Source organism: Limosilactobacillus gastricus PS3, from assembly GCF_000247775.1.
Classification (GTDB): Bacteria; Bacillota; Bacilli; order Lactobacillales; family Lactobacillaceae; genus Limosilactobacillus; species Limosilactobacillus gastricus_A.
Window position 1 is genome coordinate 16371 of the sequence record NZ_AICN01000072.1, and the last position, 17830, is coordinate 34200.

Sequence of the window (17830 nt, forward strand, 5' to 3'; positions counted from 1 at the left end):
TTAATTTCGATTTTATTGACAAACAACTACCATGGCCGGGCGCAAGACCCGATCATGTAAGGTATAACCTGCTTGCAGGACCTCAACCACGGTTTCTGGTTCCTGGCCCTCTTGAGCCGGAACGGTTTGGACCGCTTGTTGAGTATTAGGATCAAATGGATGATTTAAAGCATCAACTTCATGCACATCATGGTCAGTTAAGGCCGTTTCAAGATGATCGTGCACCATTTGAATTCCTTTTTTAAGTTGTTGACCATTCTCATCGGTGACTTCAATGGCCAACGCCCGCTTCAAGTTATCCAAGACCGGCAATAAAGATTTAGCCAGGTCTTGGCCTTCATACTTCAATAGTTGCGCTTGTTCTTTTTTCATCCGCTTTGACATGTTTTGCACTTCAGCTTGTGCGCGCAATTCCTTGTCTTCAGCTTCTGTAAGTTTCGCTTGTAAATCCGCGACTTGTTGACTTAATTCAGCAACTTGATCCTCAACTTGTTCGCTGGCTTCGGTTGTCGTTTCCACTTCATCCGCTGGCGCTTGCGTTGATTGATCTTGCGTTTGTTCTTCTTTTGCCATTCGTGCCTCCTAAGAATCATGGTAGTGATGATACTGATCAAGTAATCGTTTTGCTAACTCGCGTCGAAATGCATCAACTAACCCGATCGTACGCGAATATGACATTCGGGTCGGACCTAACACCGCAATCAAACCTTGCCCATAGCCTTCAACATTATACTTGGCGGTGATCAAGCTATAATGATCAAGCATTTGATCACCAGCTATTTCTTGACCAATTCGTACTTGAATGTCATGACTATTTTGATTAGGCTGATCTAAAATAGCGGCCATTTGATCGTCGGCATCCATCAATTGATAGATGGCCTGCATTTGTTGTGGAGTCGCCTCTTGGGTAAAGCCCAAGAGATTGGTCCGGCCCCCAACAAAGAAGCGTTCCCGCGCCGCCTGATTCAAGACTTGATCGAACAAATCAAGAAAACCTTCTGGTTGGTTAAGGTAACGCGCCATCTTTAATGGAATATCCGTTTGTAAGCGATGCATGACCTCCACTAGGGGCAAACCCTTCAACTGATCATTAATCAGACGAATTACTTTTTCTAAAGTTTCCGGATTAATCTCAGCTGGGATCGTAAAGACTTGGTTCTCCACGTCTCCACTATCTGTCACTAAGATCCCCATCACCTGATGATTTCCCAAGGGAACCATCCGAAAGCCCCCTAAATGTTGCTCTCGCTGATCAGGTCGAATCGTGAAGGTTGTATATGAAGTTAACTTTGATAATATGTCAGCCGATTGCGAGATAATCTCATCAATTTTATGAAATTCAGCCCCCAATGATTGTTGAATGACACTCAAATCATTGGAAGTTACCGCATGTTGATCTAACAAATTATCAACATAGTACCGATAGCCGTGCTTGGATGGAATCCGGCCCGAAGAAGAATGCTGTTTCAATAAGTAACCATCTTTTTCGAGCGTCGCCATTTCATTACGTACGGTAGCGGAACTAACCTTCATTGGCAATTGATCGACTAATCCTTTTGATCCCACCGGTTGTCCCGTGGTAGTATATTGACGAACAACTGCACGAAGGATTTCTTCTTGACGTTTGGTTAGCAATCTCATCACTTCCTTTTAGCACTCGTCAAGTTCAAGTGCTAAAAACTATATATAATATACCAACCCAATTTAGAAATGTCAATAAAAGTCAACAAAAGTCAAACTAATTTTGAAGGGCTCCCCCTATGACAAGCAAACAACCAACCAATCGTTATATTCAACCTCAATCTGTCCATGAAGCTTTAGGGTTAATTCAATCCTTATTTAATTCTTATCGGAATGAACCTTTAACTAACGAGTTACTAGCTTACCATAATAATCTAATCTTTCGCCTGCAATCTGATTTGAAATCAACCGCACAGCGCGATGAACCAGACCAACTTGCCCACATTGATTCGATGACTGCCGTCATGCGGTCGTGGACGAATGCCAAATTAACTGGCAAGCCATTCCAAGGAAGAATGAAAAACTTTAAATTATCGACCGCCCAACCAAAATTTAAAACTAAGGTCCATAAAATTAAGGGCGGGAGTAGTCATCGGGGAACTTGTCACTAGCATCAACAATAAGGCAGGCGCTGAAACTTATTCGTTTCGGCCCCTGCCTCATTTTTTAATCTTCAACTGTTTCTTTAGTAATGTCGACTACTTGATTTTTACGATTATATTGTTTGGTCAAGAAGATAATTAAAATGACACTCCCTACAATATAAAGGCCACTGGCAATATAGTAAGCCGTTGCATAACCACTCATCGTCCTGAATAAGTAGAATTCAGTAAACAAGCCATCAATGAACGACACGATTGCCATCACAATCTGGGTTAAAGCGGTGATAGCTGGCCGTAAATCTTTATCCACAATCGACATTTGCAAAGTATTTTGAATTGGCATTGCCGCATTAGCGATCCCTGACCGTAAGAAGTAAACAATCATGACCGTCACAACTAAGGTTGATCCAGTCCCCAAGGCGCTTCCAAAACCTAAAGTAATCATTAAGGGAGCACAAACAATGGTCGTTAAACCAATACTGACCACGGTCCCGAATTTCTTCTCTAACCACGGGGCACCAAAATATCCAATGAACATTGCAGCTGTCTGGATCGTATTAATGTTGGCAGTCATCCCCCGCGGAATATGTAAGTAATTATTTAAGTAAATCGGGATAAAAGGCGTTACCAGCATTGCCCCTAAATGCACGATGGCAATAAAGGTTAAAAAGACTAGGACTGGTTTAGTCATTAAGCCCTTCAAAGTCCGTAGCGTTAAACCTTGCTTGGATTCCTGACTAATGGTGGACTGATAGTCACTCTTTTGATCGCGCATCAAAAACTGATGAAAAAAGCAATCGCCATCATCGCCGCCGCTAACCAAAGGACAACCCGATACGCTTGGGTATAATGACTTAACATATTGGCACTCATCTGACTTTGATACCCCGACCAATATGAAGCAAGTGAATATTTAAGATGGGCTAGTTTACCAAATAGCCAAACCACAAAGTTCCCCGCAAATAAGGTCACAACCGATTGGCAAGCCAAATTATCAATTAATACGGCCGTAAATAGTTTAGTCTGTTTATCTTTAGGAACATAAGACGCAAACATAATGGGATACAAAATATCATATAGGCCAATGAAGAGCTGACTAACGATATACGCACCAACTACGACCACCACTGATTTACTAGCGGTCATAATAATGATTGATAAGATAGTCACCGGTGGTGCGATTAACATTAATTTCCGGTAACCCAACCAATGAACCGTCATGATCGAAGCCGCTGTTAAAAAGGCGACAATCGATGAACACATGGTAATTCCAGCCACAATGCGTGGGGAAATAATTTGGAGATAGGACAAGAGTTCATTATTGGTGATCCCGGTCACCCCACCTAAAATCCCATAAACAACTAAATAAACAATCACATTTCGCTTATAGCGCGGGTTCCAGCTACTATCTTCTGCACTCTCCATACTCTGATGCCTCCTATGATAGTGAGTACTCACATAACATTGTAGCCATTCTAGTCCCAGTACCTGATTTTATCAATCCTAGATATTTGAAATAATTTAAAACAGAAAAACGAAGCTAGTAAATGAGCATTTCACTTTGTCCATTTACCAGTTTCGTTTTTAAAATTAGTTTAATAAATTCCGGACTTCATCAATTGGCATCTCATGACCAGTCCAGAGTTTAAATGATTCGGCGCCCTGTTGGATCAATAATTCTAAGCCATTAAAGACGTGTTCAACTCCTGCTGTTTTGGCAATCCGCATTAACTTCGTCTCACGGGGTTCATAGACCGCATCAACTACTACCATGTCGGAATGAAACCACGATGGATCATTAACTAACGATAAGTCTGCTAACTTCCCCATCCCCACACTGGTGGCATTACAGAGGATTTGACTATTTGCAATTGATTTTTTTAAGTAGACTTGATCAGCTAAATCAACTAACTCAATTTGACATTTCATTTTTTGATTTAGTAAGCAATCTGCAGCTTGGCCGGCTCCCACTGTGGATCAGTCACCCGGTTAAAAATCACAATCTTTTCCATTCCATCCAATGCCGCTTGGACAGCAATTGGCATGCCAGCTCCCCCGCAACCAAGCATGGTCATCGTCTTGCCTTGATAATCGACCTGACGATCACGTAGGGCGTTCATAAATCCTCTTCCGTCCGTGGTATAACCGGTTAAAAAGCCATTATCATTGACGATCGTATTAACAGAATTGGCTAATTCAGCTACTGGATCGATCCGATCTAAATACTTAGCGACGACCTGCTTATTAGGCATTGATAGATTGACTCCACGAAAATCTAAAGTCCGGATCGCATTAACGGCTTGTTCAATCGTTGTCTGGTTAATCTGAAAGGCTAAATAAACATAATTAATCCCATACTTCTCGAAACTATAGTTGTGCATTCGTGGTGATAAAGTATGTTCGGCTGGATCTGCAATAAAGGCTAATAAGCGCGTGTGACCATTAATATCTTCTAACATACATTTATCCTTTATGATCATAGCGATGATCGATCGCATATTGCCGCCGACCACCAGGTTTAGGGATCATATCTTGCATCATCACGTTAATTCCTCCATCAACGTTAATCAGCTCACCATTTAAATAATCAGAGCGATCGCTAGCCATAAATAAGACAGTATTAGAAATATCATCCAAGTTACCAATTCGTCGACTAGCCACCAACCGACTCCGCCCTTGTTCAACCTTTGGATCAGCATAGAAGCCAGCTGACATTGGCGTCTTAACTAAGCGAGGACGGACACAGTTACTCCGCACCCCAAATTGTCCCCATTCAGCTGCCATTTGCTTTGACAACATGTCTACACCAGCTTTAGTGGTACTGTATGCTGCACTATAGGTTTCCGGGAATTGTGCGGCCACGGTTGAAATATGAACAAAAGTACCATGATGTTGCTTAATCATTTGACGACCAAACCGTTGTGAAACGAGAAAATAACCAGTTAAATTAACATTCAATTCCTTATTCCACTCTTCTAAGGATAAATCTTCAAGGGGCGAAAAATGTAGAATGGCTGCCGTATTAACAACAACATCAACCCGTTCAAAAGTAGCGACCGTTTTCGCAACCGCTTCATCCACTTGATGTTCATCGGTCACGTTAACGACCAAGGGTAACACTTGCACGCCGTATTGATTAGTTAACTCATTTGCTAAATCAGTGATTCGCTCAGCTGATAAATCAATCAAAACTAAACGTGCCCCTTGTTGCGCTAAATCATGGCAGAATTTTGTTCCCATTCCACCACCAGCACCAGTTACGACAATCACCTTATCCTGTAATCCTAACCATGAATCATCCATGACACCCTCCTAAAATTTCATAACGCCAAAGACCAACGCGACCAACATGACTAATAGGTTTGTAACAGTCATAATCGGCATCGCGCGTTTGGTATAGGCTTCTGGTTCGATTTCCAATAATCCAGTCCCCACATAAGTCGACGAGTTCGTCGGCGTAACTGAAGTAGCCAAGGATAAATTACATACAAATGGGGCAATGACCGCCACTGCTGGTACCCCAAAGGAAGCACCTAAGGTAATAAAAATTGGATATAAGGCGTTAAAGATTTGGAAAGGAACAAAGTAAATAATAATAGTACATAAAGCCAATAAGATCATACTAAGATACTTCAATAAGAAGCTAGGCGCATATTGCATCAAACTCTTGGAAAGGGCATCGACCATTCCGGTATTATTAAAGACTGCTTGATACATGTTAATAGCCAGTAACATTACCAAAATATTTAGGTACATCGGACCGACTTTTGCAAAAATCTTCCCATAATCTTTAGGGTAATTAATCATGGCAGTCACAACCGTCGAAACAATGAAGACCAAGTATGGAGGAATCCCATAGATTAAAGCCCCCATGGTAATGATAAAGAACAAAACATTGATCCAAAATAACTTAGGTCGTTCCAAGCCAGTAGCTTCTTTTTGCTGAACCGCTTCAGTCGTTTGTTCAACCTCGCCAAAAGTCCCATTGATTTTCTTGTGACGCCAAGCAAAAAAGAACCATTGCGCAATAATCACTGGAATAAAACACAATGCCCATGGAATTGCAGCTTTAGACAAGGCAGTTGCGCTTAAGCCCGCTGAAGAGGCCGTATAAGCCATCCCAATTCCCCAAGGAATAAAGCACATGGCTGACATTGCCGTTTGCGCAATGATAAAGGCATCCCCTTTATCAAAATTAAATCGCTCATACAAGGGCATTAACATTGGGAAAGTTACCAAATAGGCTGGAGTAAAATTACCAGTTAAAATGGCAAAGGCCCCAATAACCGTAGTTAAAACAATCAAAACGATCGCATTGATTTTTAACTTACTAGTTATCCAAGTCACAATCGTATCAAACATGCCACTATCGGTGAGCATTTGAAAATACAAAAAGGCAAACAACAGCATAAAACCAGCACTTTGCATTAACGAACTAAATTGCGCCAACACAAAAGTACTAATCTTTGTTAAACTGTGGCCTAAAATTAAGGCAATTGCCATCCATGTGATATACATAAAACAACCTCCACATGACTTTTATTCTTTGTTCACTATTATACAATATATTTGTGAAAAAAATCCCCAACATTTAGATTACCATTGTTAATCCAAATGCCGGAGATCTTTATTTATACCTAATCTTAACTATTTTAGGAATGACAAGAATGAACTGAAACAGAAGTCAAGGAATGACATTGTACCATAATTATTGATACTTTCATTTTCATCAAATTGAGTTGGTGCCTTCGCCATCATGAATTCATGTCCTGGCATGACAAAAGCATCCACACCTGGAGAATCCAGAACCTGACGAAGATTCGTTTGAGCCCGAACAGTCCCCTGAATTCCTAGGGAAGCCCCTACAATCATCACTTTCTTATCTTTCAAGGAATGACGTTCACATGATAACCATTCAAGCACACTCTTCAAAGCAGCTGGAACTGCATGGTCATATTCAGGAGTTGCAATAATAACCCCATCTGCGGCTTCGATTTTATCAGCGATTTCAGTTACTGCTGCCGGTTCATCCTTGACTAAGTCTTCATTGAACATTGGGACATCCTTAATTTCTAGGACATCAATCTTAGCCTTCAAGTAGAACATATCCTTCATGTAACGTGCTAACATCCGGTTATATGACTTGCTTGCGTTCGTACCAACGACTAAAGCCAAAGTAGGTAACTCACTAGCTGGAGTTTGATCCCGTTGATCCGCATTTTGACTAGCTTGTAAGCCAGCAAAGTAACCTGATGAAATGCCCCATGTGTTCATCATACTTGGCATGGAGTCATGACCATTGGCCCCACCGGCTACTTCACCAGCAGCAAAGTAGTTAGGCACATCTTCATCGTCCTTATTTACCAATTGTAAGGTCCGTGTATCAACCGAGTATCCACCAAGAGTTGTCGCAAACCGTCCCCGTTGTTCAACTAAGTAGAAGACGTCACCTTCAAATGGGTGAAGGAATTTGGCATCCCGATGGAATTCAGGATCAACCCCTTCAGCGGCATTCTTTTGATATTCATCCACAGTCTTTTGTAATTCGCCATAGTTAACTCCAGCTTCAGCAGCTACTTCAGCTAATGAACCCTTCACAAAGACTGGGCTTTGTCCTTTTTCATCAAAGAACTTTTGCAGTTCTTTTTCTTGGAAATCATGCAATACTAATAATTCATGAACTTCCTTCCGGGTCCGTTCGTCCATTAACATGTAAGCAATGCGATCTGGTTGGGCTAAAATGGCATCCCGGAAGTCAGTGTATGGAGCTGATTCATTAACGATCCGGTGACCTTCAGAATTAACGTAAATGCCACCTAAGTCCGTGGACTTCTTGGATGCATAAGTAGTCAATTTAGCAATTCCCGGTTCAGTTTCTACCCCATGAGGATAAATCTTGTACCAACCCATGTCATGAGTCTTCAGATCAAGTCCTTCATTGAAAGCATAAGCATCACCAGTTGCGGTCATTGGTCCGTAGTAATCGATACCTTTACTTTCTTCACCACGCATGGCTTGATTAGCACCGTAACCACCAGAGGCTAAGACCACTGATTTAGCAGCCACAACCACCCGATCGCCATTGTGTTCTGCAATAACCCCACTAACTTGATTATTAGCATCCTTAAGCATCCGGATTACCTTTGTATCAAGGAGAATTTGACCACCATTGGCTTCAAAGGCTTTGGATACCTTGTCAATAAATTCATAACTGCTTGCAGATGGCAATTCAATCTGACGTTCAACACTATGTTCAACTGTTTGCGTTTGTGCTTTTTGATAATGTAAATCAGCAAAGTCACTAATAAAATCAATGGCAGGGCCAATATTTTGTACCATTAAATTGGTCATATCAGGACAGTTAGTGTTTTTACTTTCCCGAGCCGTATCTTCTGCTAAACGAGCAGGTGAATCACCATTGTCGCCAAAAATTGCAGCAGAGACTTTCGAACCAGTTCCTGTAACATTGGACCCATTTAAAATAGTAGCTCCACCAAGGTAACCATTCTTTTCGACTAAGATAACCTTCTTACCGAGCTTCAGAGCACGTGCACCAGCAACTAGTCCGGCTTCCCCACCACCAATCACGACAACATCGGTATTGTAGTATTGGGTTTCTTTGCCTTTCTTTGGCTTCAAATGTGGCGTTAATTGGACCCCTTCTTTGTTAACAGCTTCTTTAGCGGAATCAAGGATTGATTGGGTCATATCAGTGGCCCCACTAACAGCGTCCACATCAAAGGATTGTTGTTCAACCACACTATCCTTTAATTTTTCGATTACTTGTCCAAAAATCCCACCCGTTTCAGAGTGCTTCAGGATCTTTAAATCATTAATCTTGTTATCATTTACGTCAATTTCGTATTGGATTAAGCCATTGTGACCTTGAGCTTCTCCGAGAATTTTCTTTTCGTTACTCAAAATTGTTTCTCCTTTAATCTGTTGAATGTCTGTTAAACAAATGAAAAATTAAGGCGAACCTTAATTTTTCACGTTATATCTTAACTTAATTTTAAATCTGCTAAATCTTGCTTTAAATGGTCATATGATACTTGACCAGGAGCTGAGGCTGCACCAATCGTCCCAAAGGTTAAGGTAGATCCGAAGACCTCACCCGCAATGCGTGAAACTTTACCAAGATCACCCATTGACATCGTAATAACCGGACTTTGTAAACTCAATGAAGCCCGCCGCGTCGCATTTAATGATACTAAAACGTCTTCAACTGAATTTGGCATCACGGCAATTTTAGCAACATCAGCACCGAGAGCTTTCATACTTTCTAAACGACTAACGATCTCATCTTCTTCTGGTGTCTTATCAAAATCATGATTACTCATCACAATCTTAACGTCATTTTGATGAGCTTTTTCGATAAGACCCTTTACAGAACTTTCATCATGGAAACGTTCAAGATCTAATGCATCTGTATATCCACCAGTTAAAACATTTTCACAAATTGCAAAGTATTTTTCATCATCAAGGGCTAATTCACCACCCTCACCCTTAGTCCGGAAAGTGGTTAAGAGCGCAACATCGCCAATCGTTTCGCGCAATTGCTTCCCAGCAGCCGTTAATTGATCGGCATCTTCAACTCCTTCAAAGAAGTCAATCTGCCATTCGACAACTAAATCTGTGGCAGTTTGGACAATTTCCTGAGCTTGGCTAACAATATCATCCACTGTTTTACCAGTAATTGGTACTGCAATTGCAGGACGACCTTCACCTAAAACTACATTCCGTAGTTTTACAGTTTTAAATTCTGTCATTTTGTATCTCCTTAAGCCTTAGCTTTCTTACCGAATAACTTGTAGTAGCGAATCGTGATTAAAGTTGTCACTACAAATCCTAATAAGGCAACAATCACATCAAATAAAATAACGTTTGAAAGGTTTGAAGCCATCATCCCAGTGAAAATCGGCACTGTAAATGATGCGATAGATCCCGCTGTATAGAAGATCCCGGTAACCGTTCCCTTTCCTTTCGGGAAGAAATCAGCCATAACCGTTAAACCAAGTTGCATTACCCCACCAGCGGCAGAGAAACCAACAACAAATGACATAATCGAACAAATTACCCCGGTTGGGAATAAGTACATTAATAGCAAGGCCACAAATGAAATTAATGTGTAAACACTTAAGAATTGTACTTCCTTAACCGCCTTAGCTGAAAGAACCGCAGTAACCAATACACAGATAATTGATCCAAGGCTGTAGTAACTAACTAAGGAGTGCGCTGCCGTACTTCCCATATGTGCAACTTGTGACCCATATTCAGAAACCCATTGACTAACTAAATAGAATGTCGTTTGGGAAATATATCCATATAGAATGAAGAGCGTTCCATCAAACCAAAGGCTACCCTTTTGTTCAGTAACTTCCTCTTCTTCTCCATTTTCTTCAACTTCTACATCCGTCCCAATTGGTGGAAATTTCCCAGCTGGAATCATGAAACAAAGGTTTAAAGCTAGGAAGACAGCACAAAAAACGAATGACCAACCAAACCAGAGATGATTTGCAACAAGGAAACTAACCATCAAAGGTAGCAAGAATTGACCTGCTGAAATAAAGGCCTTTAAAGTAACGTTAGAAGTCCCTTTCTTAGTTGGGAACATTTCCATTAATCCGGCATAAGTCCCTGAATCTAAGAAGGAATTTGCCATCCCGGCAATAATCCCACAAATGTAGGCGATTACTACTGAAGAACTAGCAACAATGCCGACAAAGAATAAAATATAAGTTACGGCACCTAAAATAACGAAAGGTTTCCGGCCAAGCTTATCAGAAAGATAACCCGAAATTAAGAGCACAATTAAACGACCAATCCCTAGTGAGGAAATAACCATTGAAACTCCCCCGACATTAGTGCCCCACTTTTGGGCTAAGGAAGTCATATTTTGTGCTAAGATAATTACCCCCATCCCATGGATGAAGTAGTTAAGATACAAGCTAATCGCTGTTGGCATGTATTTATTTTTCATGATTTACCTCTAATATGAATGATTTTAATTATTCGCCGAAGATTACTTCGCTGATGTAATCAACTGGCATGTCCTCACCAGTCCATAGCTTGAAGGCTGCTGCACCTTGGTAGATCATCATTCCTAAACCATTGTAGACATGTTCTACCCCGGCTTCTTCAGCCACTTCCATCAACTTAGTTGTCCGTGGAGCGTAAACCGTGTCATAAACCACTAGATCTTTGCGGAACCAACTTGGATCAGTTACCAAAGTTTGATCTTGTAATGGATTCATCCCAACACTAGTTGCATCACAGTAGATGAAGGCACTGTCAATTTCACTCTTGAAATCTTCTTGGTCCTCTAAACGGTGTAAGGTCGCATGACAATCAGTCTTTTCGTTGATAATTTCAACGTTGTGCTTAGCACTTTCCCAGAATTCATCATCCCGGTTAAAGATTGACATTTCCTTAACCCCATCCAAAGCGGCTTGAACAGCAATCGCAGTAGCGGCACCACCAGCACCAGCCAAGACCATCTTTTGACCACGAATGTTAATTCCATCAACATCTAGGGACTTCATGAAACCAATCCCATCCGTCGTATAACCAGTCAAGACACCGTTGTCGTTAACCACGGTGTTAACGGCTCCAATCATTTCGGTAGCAGGATCTAGCTTATCCAAGTAAGGAATCACCTTTTGCTTGTTTGGCATGGAAATATTTGATCCCCGCATGTCTAACGTCCGAAAGGCATCAATGGCCCCTGGTAACTTTTCATTATCAATTTCAAAAGCCAAATATGCATAATTCAAACCAAGCTTGTGAAAAGCGTGGTTATGCATTGTTGGTGACATCGAATGACGGATTGGGTACGCCATTAAACCAATTAAAATTGTGTGTCCATCTAATTCATTTAACATGATTTATACCTCTTTCGGATAATTGTTACTTACTTCACATATAATGCTACCGTTTACATCAATCAAAATAAATAATATAATATCTAAAAATAGATAGAATTCTTTTATCGATTATGGATATGGGGAAATATGCCAATGAACTTACGTCATTTAACTTTTTTATTGAATTAGCCCGGACCCAACATATGGGAAAAGCAGCCGCTAATTTGAACATCTCACAACCTAGTTTAAGTTATGCCATTCGTAAATTAGAAAATGAATTAGGCAGTCCGCTCTTTGAACCGAACGGACGCAACATTAAGTTAACTAAAATTGGTGAACTAATCCTTCCTTATATCAAATCTTCCGTCACCAATCTTGAATATACCAAAAGCCTAGTTAATCAATTGATGGATCCTAGTAGTGGACAGGTTTCATTTGAATTTACCTATACCCTTGGAGAAGAATTAGTTCCTTCACTTTTAAAGGCCTTTTTTAGCATTGAACAAAATCAAAATATCCATGTGGATATGATCCAAGACAATACCTATCAGGTATTACGTGACTTGGAAGATGAAAAAACGGACCTGGTAATCTGTTCATTTGCGGATCAATTAGATGGCCGACCGACTAATAATATTTTTCAATTTACGCCCTTATTGAATCAAGAGATCGTTCTGGCTGTTCCGGCAAAGCATCCCTTAGCCAAAAAAAGCACGTCCACGTCAGTGATCTGAACGATCAACCTTTTATCGCATATTCATATCTTAGTGGACTTCGAGTATCAATGAACGAGATCTTAGAACAGCATCACACCACGCCTGATTTTCAATATGAATTAGAAGAAGATCAAAGTGTGATTGGCTTTGTCAAACACGGTTTAGGTATTGCCCTAACGCCTAATACCACTTTAGTAGATCAAGATGTGGTGTTAAAACACCTTGAAGATAATCAAGTAATTCATAAATTATATCTAGTAACTAAACGCGAGCATTTATTAACTCCTTCTGCCGTTAGATTAAGAAACTACATTACTAATTATTGTCACCAACGGTATGTTGATAAAGGCTTGCTATTATAAACGAAAATGAGGATGAGAAGAACAATTTACGTATCTTCTCATCCTCATTCCGATTATTGAATAAAATTAGTAACCAGTTGATAAACCTCATCTCGGTTCTGATGAAGTCCATGATCACTTTCTGGAATCAAATGTAGTTCACTATGCTTATAAATGGCATGAAAACGCGTTGAAGCATAGTTATTAACAATTTGATCATCTTGACCATGAATAATTAACACTGGTCCCTGATAATTGGCCGCCACTTCATAAGTATTAATGAATTTGGCAGTTCTGAAATACCAACCATTAACTTTAAAATCACCAAAATCAAGTTCGGCCGGAACCTTGTCAGGGTCATAATCTACCCCCATACAAGTTCCTAGTTTCGCATCATCAACTAAGGTAGCAGCTGATGACATTAAGACTAATTTATCTACCTTATCAGGATAAAACCCGGCCATCATCGCTGACAAAACGCCGCCTTGGGAATGCCCAATTAGGTACAAATGACGTAATTGGGGTAATTCTAAAACATATTCCATGATGGCTTCGTAGTCTTCAAGTTCGTTATAAATAGACATTCTAGCTAAGGGGCCATCACTTAAGCCATGGCCATTAAAGTCAAACCGCACGGTTCCAATCCCTAATGCTTGCAGCTTTTGCGCTAAAACTGGTAAAAGATCATTAACTTTAGGATCCATCATCCCCACAAATCCATAGGCTAATATTGCCACGTCATATTGATCTTGATCGGGAAAAGAAACTTTAGCAGCAAGGTTTAAGCCGTCACGTTTAATAATAATATCTTTCTCCATAATGTTGCCTTCTCTATCTATTCGTGCACCGAAGCACTCGCGTTTGTATCCACCGCAACCTTATCCGAGACCGCCGTTTCAGCCGCAATCCGTCCAAATGTGAAAATGTCAGCAAGAGAATTTCCACCTAACCGATTACCAGCATGCAGGCCTCCGGCATTTTCACCAGCTGAATATAGGCCACTGATAACTTGGCCTTGCCCATTTAATACATGCGCTAGATCGTCAATCACTAAGCCCCCCATGGTATGGTGAATGGCTGGTTTACGAGGCGTAGCGTAGAATGGTGCTTGAACACATTTTAACCCAAAGACATTTTTATGGAATTCGGGATCATTTTCTTGCTCGACATAAGTATTATATTTGTCAATTGTTTCCACTAAGGTTGCCGGATCCATCCCGACTTGTTTAGCCAAACCTGCTAAAGTATCGTCACGATACAAAGTTCCCGCTGCCACTTGAGCATCAATGGATTCCTGACTAGTGTTATAAGCCGTTTCCTTAATCTTGTCATCCGCAATTAGGTAGAAGAGTCCTCCATTATCAATTGCGGCTTTTGCAAGAGTGTCCCGTTCAGCGAATTCATTCACAAACCGCTTTCCGGCTTGGTTAACCATAATGAAGTTCGCCGGTGGGGTTTGTAAGCCCGTAAATAATTCTCCCGTAACGGGATCGGAGACTGGCATTAATTGAATGAAGCCCATCCCCACTAGATCAGCCCCGGCTTCGGTCCCTAACTGAATTCCATCACCAGTAATGGCTGGAGAGTTGGTTGTCGCAATATCATCATCAATCGCTGACCAATAAGTGTTATATTGTTGGACCATTTTAGTGTTGGCTCCAAAACCACCGGCCGTTAGTATAACCGCTTTAGCGTGCACCGTCACTTGACTACCGTCCACCTTTTGAGCCTGAACCCCAACCACTTGGCCATGATCCATCAGGAGATGTTGGGCTTTAGTCTCTGTCAAAACTGGCACTTGGCGTTGTGCCAGCCAGTCTCCTAAAACGTGAATGAAGGCACAGCCCATTGGCTCCACTGGCTTATGACCACGCCGCCAAAGACCCCCGACTGGTTCCGTGACTTCTGTTTGGTCAAATTCCACACCGAGTTTTTGCAGCCAATGCACTGAATCTAAGACATTAGCTACCAACTTATGAACTAATGGATACTTCCCATAAATAGTATTGCCTTTAAGGTCCGTTCGTTTTCCACCAAGGTAGGTTTGTATTTCATGCAAGAGTACAGAATCAAAGAGATAATCTGCTCCCGAAGCTAAGTACTCCTTAATTTGTGCTTGCAATTGCCGAAAATCAGCTTGGTATTCCGGATCGATCTCATCCACCGACAAATTCATCAATTCTGTCAAAGTTTCCTTTTCCCCTGGCAGATCATGAAATTCCTTTTGCCATGCTGGATCAGCCGCATTTAAGGGACCACCTGTCCGAGTCGTATTCCCCCCAATTTGTGGAAACTTTTCTAAAACCACAACTTGATGGCCGAGTTCAACTGTTTTAACCGCCGCCGCTAAACCAGCTCCCCCAGCCCCAACGACAACGACATCGGTCGTTAACTCTTGGTCCTGAGCTTGGGAATTGTTAACTGCCTTCGTTTGCCACTGAGCAGGATCACCACCCGCTAGCTCAATAGCTTGGGCCACTCCATCAATCACCCCATGACTAGAAATCGTGGCTCCGGCCACCGTATCAACATTCAGGGTTTGTCCATCCACAATCGCTTGCGGAACTCGCTTAAAGACTTTGTCGGCTACTCCTTTAGTTTCGCCTTTAGCATCGACTTGTACAGACACAATTCGATCTTGGTCAATAGTAACTTCCATAGGCATGAATGACGATCCATGTCCCTTTGCTTTTACGTGATATGTTCCCGCTTTCATATTGCCACCATCCTTATTTGTGAATTTATTACTAACTTAATTATGCTCCTTTTTACACAAAGGTGACAAGTGATTATTCTGGTCAACACTGATTGAAAAGCAAAATAGAATACAAAACAAACCGATTAGACTCGTGAGCATGCATTATACTAGTGCAATCAAAAAAAGAGACCTGAAAAACCGTCAATTAGGTTCTTTCTGGTCTCATTGATCTTAATTAGCTAATATTTGCCGTGAGTCTACTTCATCTTGTTGAAGTTGGGCTACGAGTTCCTCAACTCCTGCAAATTTAATTTCTCCGCGGAGCCGTTGAATCCATTCAACGGTGACCTGTTCTCCATAAATTTGGTCATTAAAATCAAACAAGAATACCTCAATCGTTTTTTCGTGGTTATCGCCAAAGGTAACATTATAGCCGACACTGGCCATCCCCTGATACCAAACTTGGTTCACCCTAAAACGAACGGCATAAACGCCCACTGCAGGTAGGCGTTCATCAATCTTCCATTGAACATTCGCTGTCGGAAAGCCAATCGTTCGCCCACGGGCAAAGCCATGGACGACGATCCCATGGCTTTGGTAATGATAACCCAGCAGTTCATTGGCCTGTTCGACTAATCCTTCATCAATAGCTTGACGAATTCGCGTTGACGAGATCTTTTCACTTGATTGATCGTCAATGAACTTATCAACCGTTACCACCTCAAAGCGACCTTGAGCAAAATTTGCTAAGCGTTCCATGGTCGCAACTTGATGATCACCATAAGTATGGTCAAAACCAGCTACCACGACCTTAACGTGCATTTTTAATAGGATTTCATCCACGAATTCTTGTGGTCGCAAGGCTCCTAAATGGGAAGTGAAATCCATGACGTAAACCAGGTCCACGCCAAGCTGTTCAAGTAATTCTACCTTCCGTTCCAGGGTAGTCAAATAACGAAATCGCCCGGGGATTGATTGATAGACGATGCCTGGAAACTTGTCATAGGTTAAAACGGCTAAGGGGAGTTTTCGGTATTCTGCCTCCTGCTTAGCACGTTGAATGACTGCCTGGTGACCGCGATGAACTCCATCAAAAAATCCCATTGCTAAAACAAGTGGATTTTTAGCCACTCGTTGCAAGTTAATTGGATAATGTAAATGAACTACTTGCATTCTATGCTCCTTACTTCGTTGAAATCATTTTCTCTGGTTTATAAACCTGATCCCGATATTGGTAAATCGCTTTGGCATCATCATGGTAAGTTAAAACCACTTGTTTCGCATCTGTAGACAACTCGCTAGGCTTCAGCCAAGCACCATTTTGCACGCCAGACCATTGATCCGTCGATAATTCATGGTGTGGTAGATCCTTCAAAGCATAGTCCACTGGGTAAATATAACGCCCCATCATTTCTTCAGACACCATATCTTGAATATCAGCCAAACTAAGCGTCTGATCAATTTCAAAACCACCGCTCTTTTTCCTGGTTAATTGACTCATGACCCCAGGATAGCCTAGTTGTTTGGCTAAATCAACCGCTAATGTTCGGACATAAGTCCCCTTACTACAAGCTACCACAAACCGAGCCCGTTGGGTTTGGCTACTTTCATCATAATCCGTTGAAATCAAGCGAAAGGACGATATCGTCACTTGCCGTTGAGGCCTTTCAACGGTTTCACCTGCCCGGGCGTATTCATAAAGTCGCTTACCTTTGACCTTAACCGCCGAGTACATGGGTGGAATCTGAGTGATTTGACCAGTCATTTGCTCCATCACGGCTTGGATCTGCGCCGCCGGAATTGCTTGAGGGACAGCCTTAGTTTCCACTAATTCACCATCCAAGTCCTCCGTCGTTGTTGACTGACCAATCAGCACTTCCCCCACGTATTCTTTTCCGGAATTCATTAGGTATTCGACAACCTTAGTGCCATTACCAACACAAATTGGTAAAACCCCATCCACATTGGGATCCAAAGTCCCCGAATGACCAATCTTTTTAGTATGCAAAATCCGTCGCAAGCGACTAACACAATCAAAGCTGGTCATCCCACGCTCTTTATATAAGGGAATAATTCCATCCATTTGGAC

15 protein-coding genes and 2 pseudogenes are annotated in these 17830 nt (G+C 41.5%); 2 read left to right on the plus strand and 15 right to left on the minus strand.

Features of this window, described 5'->3' with window-relative positions:
* Positions 1-12 precede the first annotated feature (12 nt).
* Together grpE and hrcA are read right to left on the minus strand one after the other, a co-directional pair.
* Positions 13-573: a nucleotide exchange factor GrpE gene (grpE, locus tag PS3_RS08120; RefSeq protein WP_007122621.1), complete on the minus strand. Its 561-nt coding sequence runs from the start codon at positions 571-573 to the stop codon at positions 13-15.
* A 9-nt stretch (positions 574-582) separates the two neighbouring features.
* Positions 583-1635: a heat-inducible transcriptional repressor HrcA gene (gene hrcA, locus PS3_RS08125; RefSeq protein WP_007122622.1), complete on the minus strand. Its 1053-nt coding sequence runs from the start codon at positions 1633-1635 to the stop codon at positions 583-585.
* A gap of 125 nt (positions 1636-1760) precedes the next feature.
* On the opposite strand from hrcA, the gene PS3_RS08130 reads away from it, so the two are divergent.
* Positions 1761-2132, plus strand: a complete 372-nt coding sequence (locus PS3_RS08130; RefSeq protein ID WP_040468725.1) for a hypothetical protein — start codon at positions 1761-1763, stop codon at positions 2130-2132.
* Positions 2133-2187: 55 nt separating this feature from the next.
* On the opposite strand, the gene PS3_RS09965 is transcribed toward PS3_RS08130, so the two are convergent.
* The 9 genes and pseudogenes from PS3_RS09965 to PS3_RS08170 all read right to left on the minus strand — a co-directional run bounded on the left by PS3_RS09965 (position 2188) and on the right by PS3_RS08170 (position 12004).
* Positions 2188-2814, minus strand: a complete 627-nt coding sequence (locus PS3_RS09965; RefSeq protein WP_176662268.1) for an MFS transporter — start codon at positions 2812-2814, stop codon at positions 2188-2190.
* An 83-nt stretch (positions 2815-2897) separates the two neighbouring features.
* Positions 2898-3548: a hypothetical protein gene (locus tag PS3_RS09970; protein ID WP_050950902.1), complete on the minus strand. Its 651-nt coding sequence runs from the start codon at positions 3546-3548 to the stop codon at positions 2898-2900.
* A 165-nt stretch (positions 3549-3713) separates the two neighbouring features.
* A pseudogene (locus PS3_RS08140) lies at positions 3714-4582 on the minus strand (quinate/shikimate dehydrogenase).
* Between the two features lie 4 nt (positions 4583-4586).
* On the minus strand, positions 4587-5426 hold the full coding sequence (locus tag PS3_RS08145; RefSeq protein ID WP_007122623.1) for an SDR family NAD(P)-dependent oxidoreductase: 840 nt from the start codon (positions 5424-5426) through the stop codon (positions 4587-4589).
* A 9-nt stretch (positions 5427-5435) separates the two neighbouring features.
* The gene (locus PS3_RS08150) at positions 5436-6641 is read right to left on the minus strand and encodes an SLC13 family permease (protein WP_050950903.1); all 1206 of its coding nucleotides are present in this window, start codon (positions 6639-6641) and stop codon (positions 5436-5438) included.
* A gap of 129 nt (positions 6642-6770) precedes the next feature.
* Entirely contained in the window at positions 6771-9044 is a 2274-nt protein-coding gene (locus tag PS3_RS08155) for an FAD-dependent oxidoreductase (protein ID WP_040468727.1), read from the minus strand.
* 80 nt (positions 9045-9124) lie between these two features.
* Positions 9125-9892: a type I 3-dehydroquinate dehydratase gene (aroD, locus tag PS3_RS08160; protein WP_040468728.1), complete on the minus strand. Its 768-nt coding sequence runs from the start codon at positions 9890-9892 to the stop codon at positions 9125-9127.
* Positions 9893-9903: 11 nt separating this feature from the next.
* The gene (locus tag PS3_RS08165; protein ID WP_040468730.1) at positions 9904-11103 is read right to left on the minus strand and encodes an MFS transporter; all 1200 of its coding nucleotides are present in this window, start codon (positions 11101-11103) and stop codon (positions 9904-9906) included.
* A 28-nt stretch (positions 11104-11131) separates the two neighbouring features.
* The gene (locus PS3_RS08170) at positions 11132-12004 is read right to left on the minus strand and encodes a shikimate dehydrogenase (protein WP_007122625.1); all 873 of its coding nucleotides are present in this window, start codon (positions 12002-12004) and stop codon (positions 11132-11134) included.
* A 185-nt stretch (positions 12005-12189) separates the two neighbouring features.
* On the opposite strand from PS3_RS08170, the pseudogene PS3_RS08175 reads away from it, so the two are divergent.
* Positions 12190-13064: pseudogene (locus PS3_RS08175) on the plus strand (LysR family transcriptional regulator).
* Between the two features lie 53 nt (positions 13065-13117).
* Here the strand turns inward: PS3_RS08175 and PS3_RS08180 are convergent.
* The 4 genes from PS3_RS08180 to truB all read right to left on the minus strand — a co-directional run bounded on the left by PS3_RS08180 (position 13118) and on the right by truB (position 17824).
* Positions 13118-13861, minus strand: coding sequence for an alpha/beta hydrolase (locus PS3_RS08180; RefSeq protein WP_007122626.1), 744 nt, complete (start codon positions 13859-13861; stop codon positions 13118-13120).
* Between the two features lie 17 nt (positions 13862-13878).
* Positions 13879-15759 carry a flavocytochrome c gene (locus PS3_RS08185; RefSeq protein WP_007122627.1) on the minus strand — a complete coding sequence of 627 codons (1881 nt, stop codon included), beginning with the start codon at positions 15757-15759 and terminating at the stop codon, positions 13879-13881.
* Between the two features lie 213 nt (positions 15760-15972).
* Positions 15973-16914: a bifunctional riboflavin kinase/FAD synthetase gene (locus PS3_RS08190; protein ID WP_007122628.1), complete on the minus strand. Its 942-nt coding sequence runs from the start codon at positions 16912-16914 to the stop codon at positions 15973-15975.
* A gap of 10 nt (positions 16915-16924) precedes the next feature.
* Positions 16925-17824: a tRNA pseudouridine(55) synthase TruB gene (truB, locus tag PS3_RS08195; protein ID WP_040468732.1), complete on the minus strand. Its 900-nt coding sequence runs from the start codon at positions 17822-17824 to the stop codon at positions 16925-16927.
* Between the last annotated feature and the right edge of the window lie 6 nt (positions 17825-17830).

Excerpts from the sequence above, each read along its gene's own strand:
- grpE (WP_007122621.1), bottom strand. The coding sequence starts at position 573 with ATGGCAAAAGAAGAACAAACGCAAGATCAATCAACGCAAGCGCCAGCG.
- PS3_RS08130 (WP_040468725.1), top strand. The coding sequence starts at position 1,761 with ATGACAAGCAAACAACCAACCAATCGTTATATTCAACCTCAATCTGTC.
- PS3_RS09965 (WP_176662268.1), bottom strand. The coding sequence starts at position 2,814 with ATGACTAAACCAGTCCTAGTCTTTTTAACCTTTATTGCCATCGTGCAT.
- PS3_RS09970 (WP_050950902.1), bottom strand. The coding sequence starts at position 3,548 with ATGGAGAGTGCAGAAGATAGTAGCTGGAACCCGCGCTATAAGCGAAAT.
- PS3_RS08145 (WP_007122623.1), bottom strand. The coding sequence starts at position 5,426 with ATGGATGATTCATGGTTAGGATTACAGGATAAGGTGATTGTCGTAACT.
- PS3_RS08150 (WP_050950903.1), bottom strand. The coding sequence starts at position 6,641 with ATGTATATCACATGGATGGCAATTGCCTTAATTTTAGGCCACAGTTTA.
- aroD (WP_040468728.1), bottom strand. The coding sequence starts at position 9,892 with ATGACAGAATTTAAAACTGTAAAACTACGGAATGTAGTTTTAGGTGAA.
- PS3_RS08165 (WP_040468730.1), bottom strand. The coding sequence starts at position 11,103 with ATGAAAAATAAATACATGCCAACAGCGATTAGCTTGTATCTTAACTAC.
- PS3_RS08170 (WP_007122625.1), bottom strand. The coding sequence starts at position 12,004 with ATGTTAAATGAATTAGATGGACACACAATTTTAATTGGTTTAATGGCG.
- PS3_RS08180 (WP_007122626.1), bottom strand. The coding sequence starts at position 13,861 with ATGGAGAAAGATATTATTATTAAACGTGACGGCTTAAACCTTGCTGCT.
- PS3_RS08185 (WP_007122627.1), bottom strand. The coding sequence starts at position 15,759 with ATGAAAGCGGGAACATATCACGTAAAAGCAAAGGGACATGGATCGTCA.
- PS3_RS08190 (WP_007122628.1), bottom strand. The coding sequence starts at position 16,914 with ATGCAAGTAGTTCATTTACATTATCCAATTAACTTGCAACGAGTGGCT.
- truB (WP_040468732.1), bottom strand. The coding sequence starts at position 17,824 with ATGGATGGAATTATTCCCTTATATAAAGAGCGTGGGATGACCAGCTTT.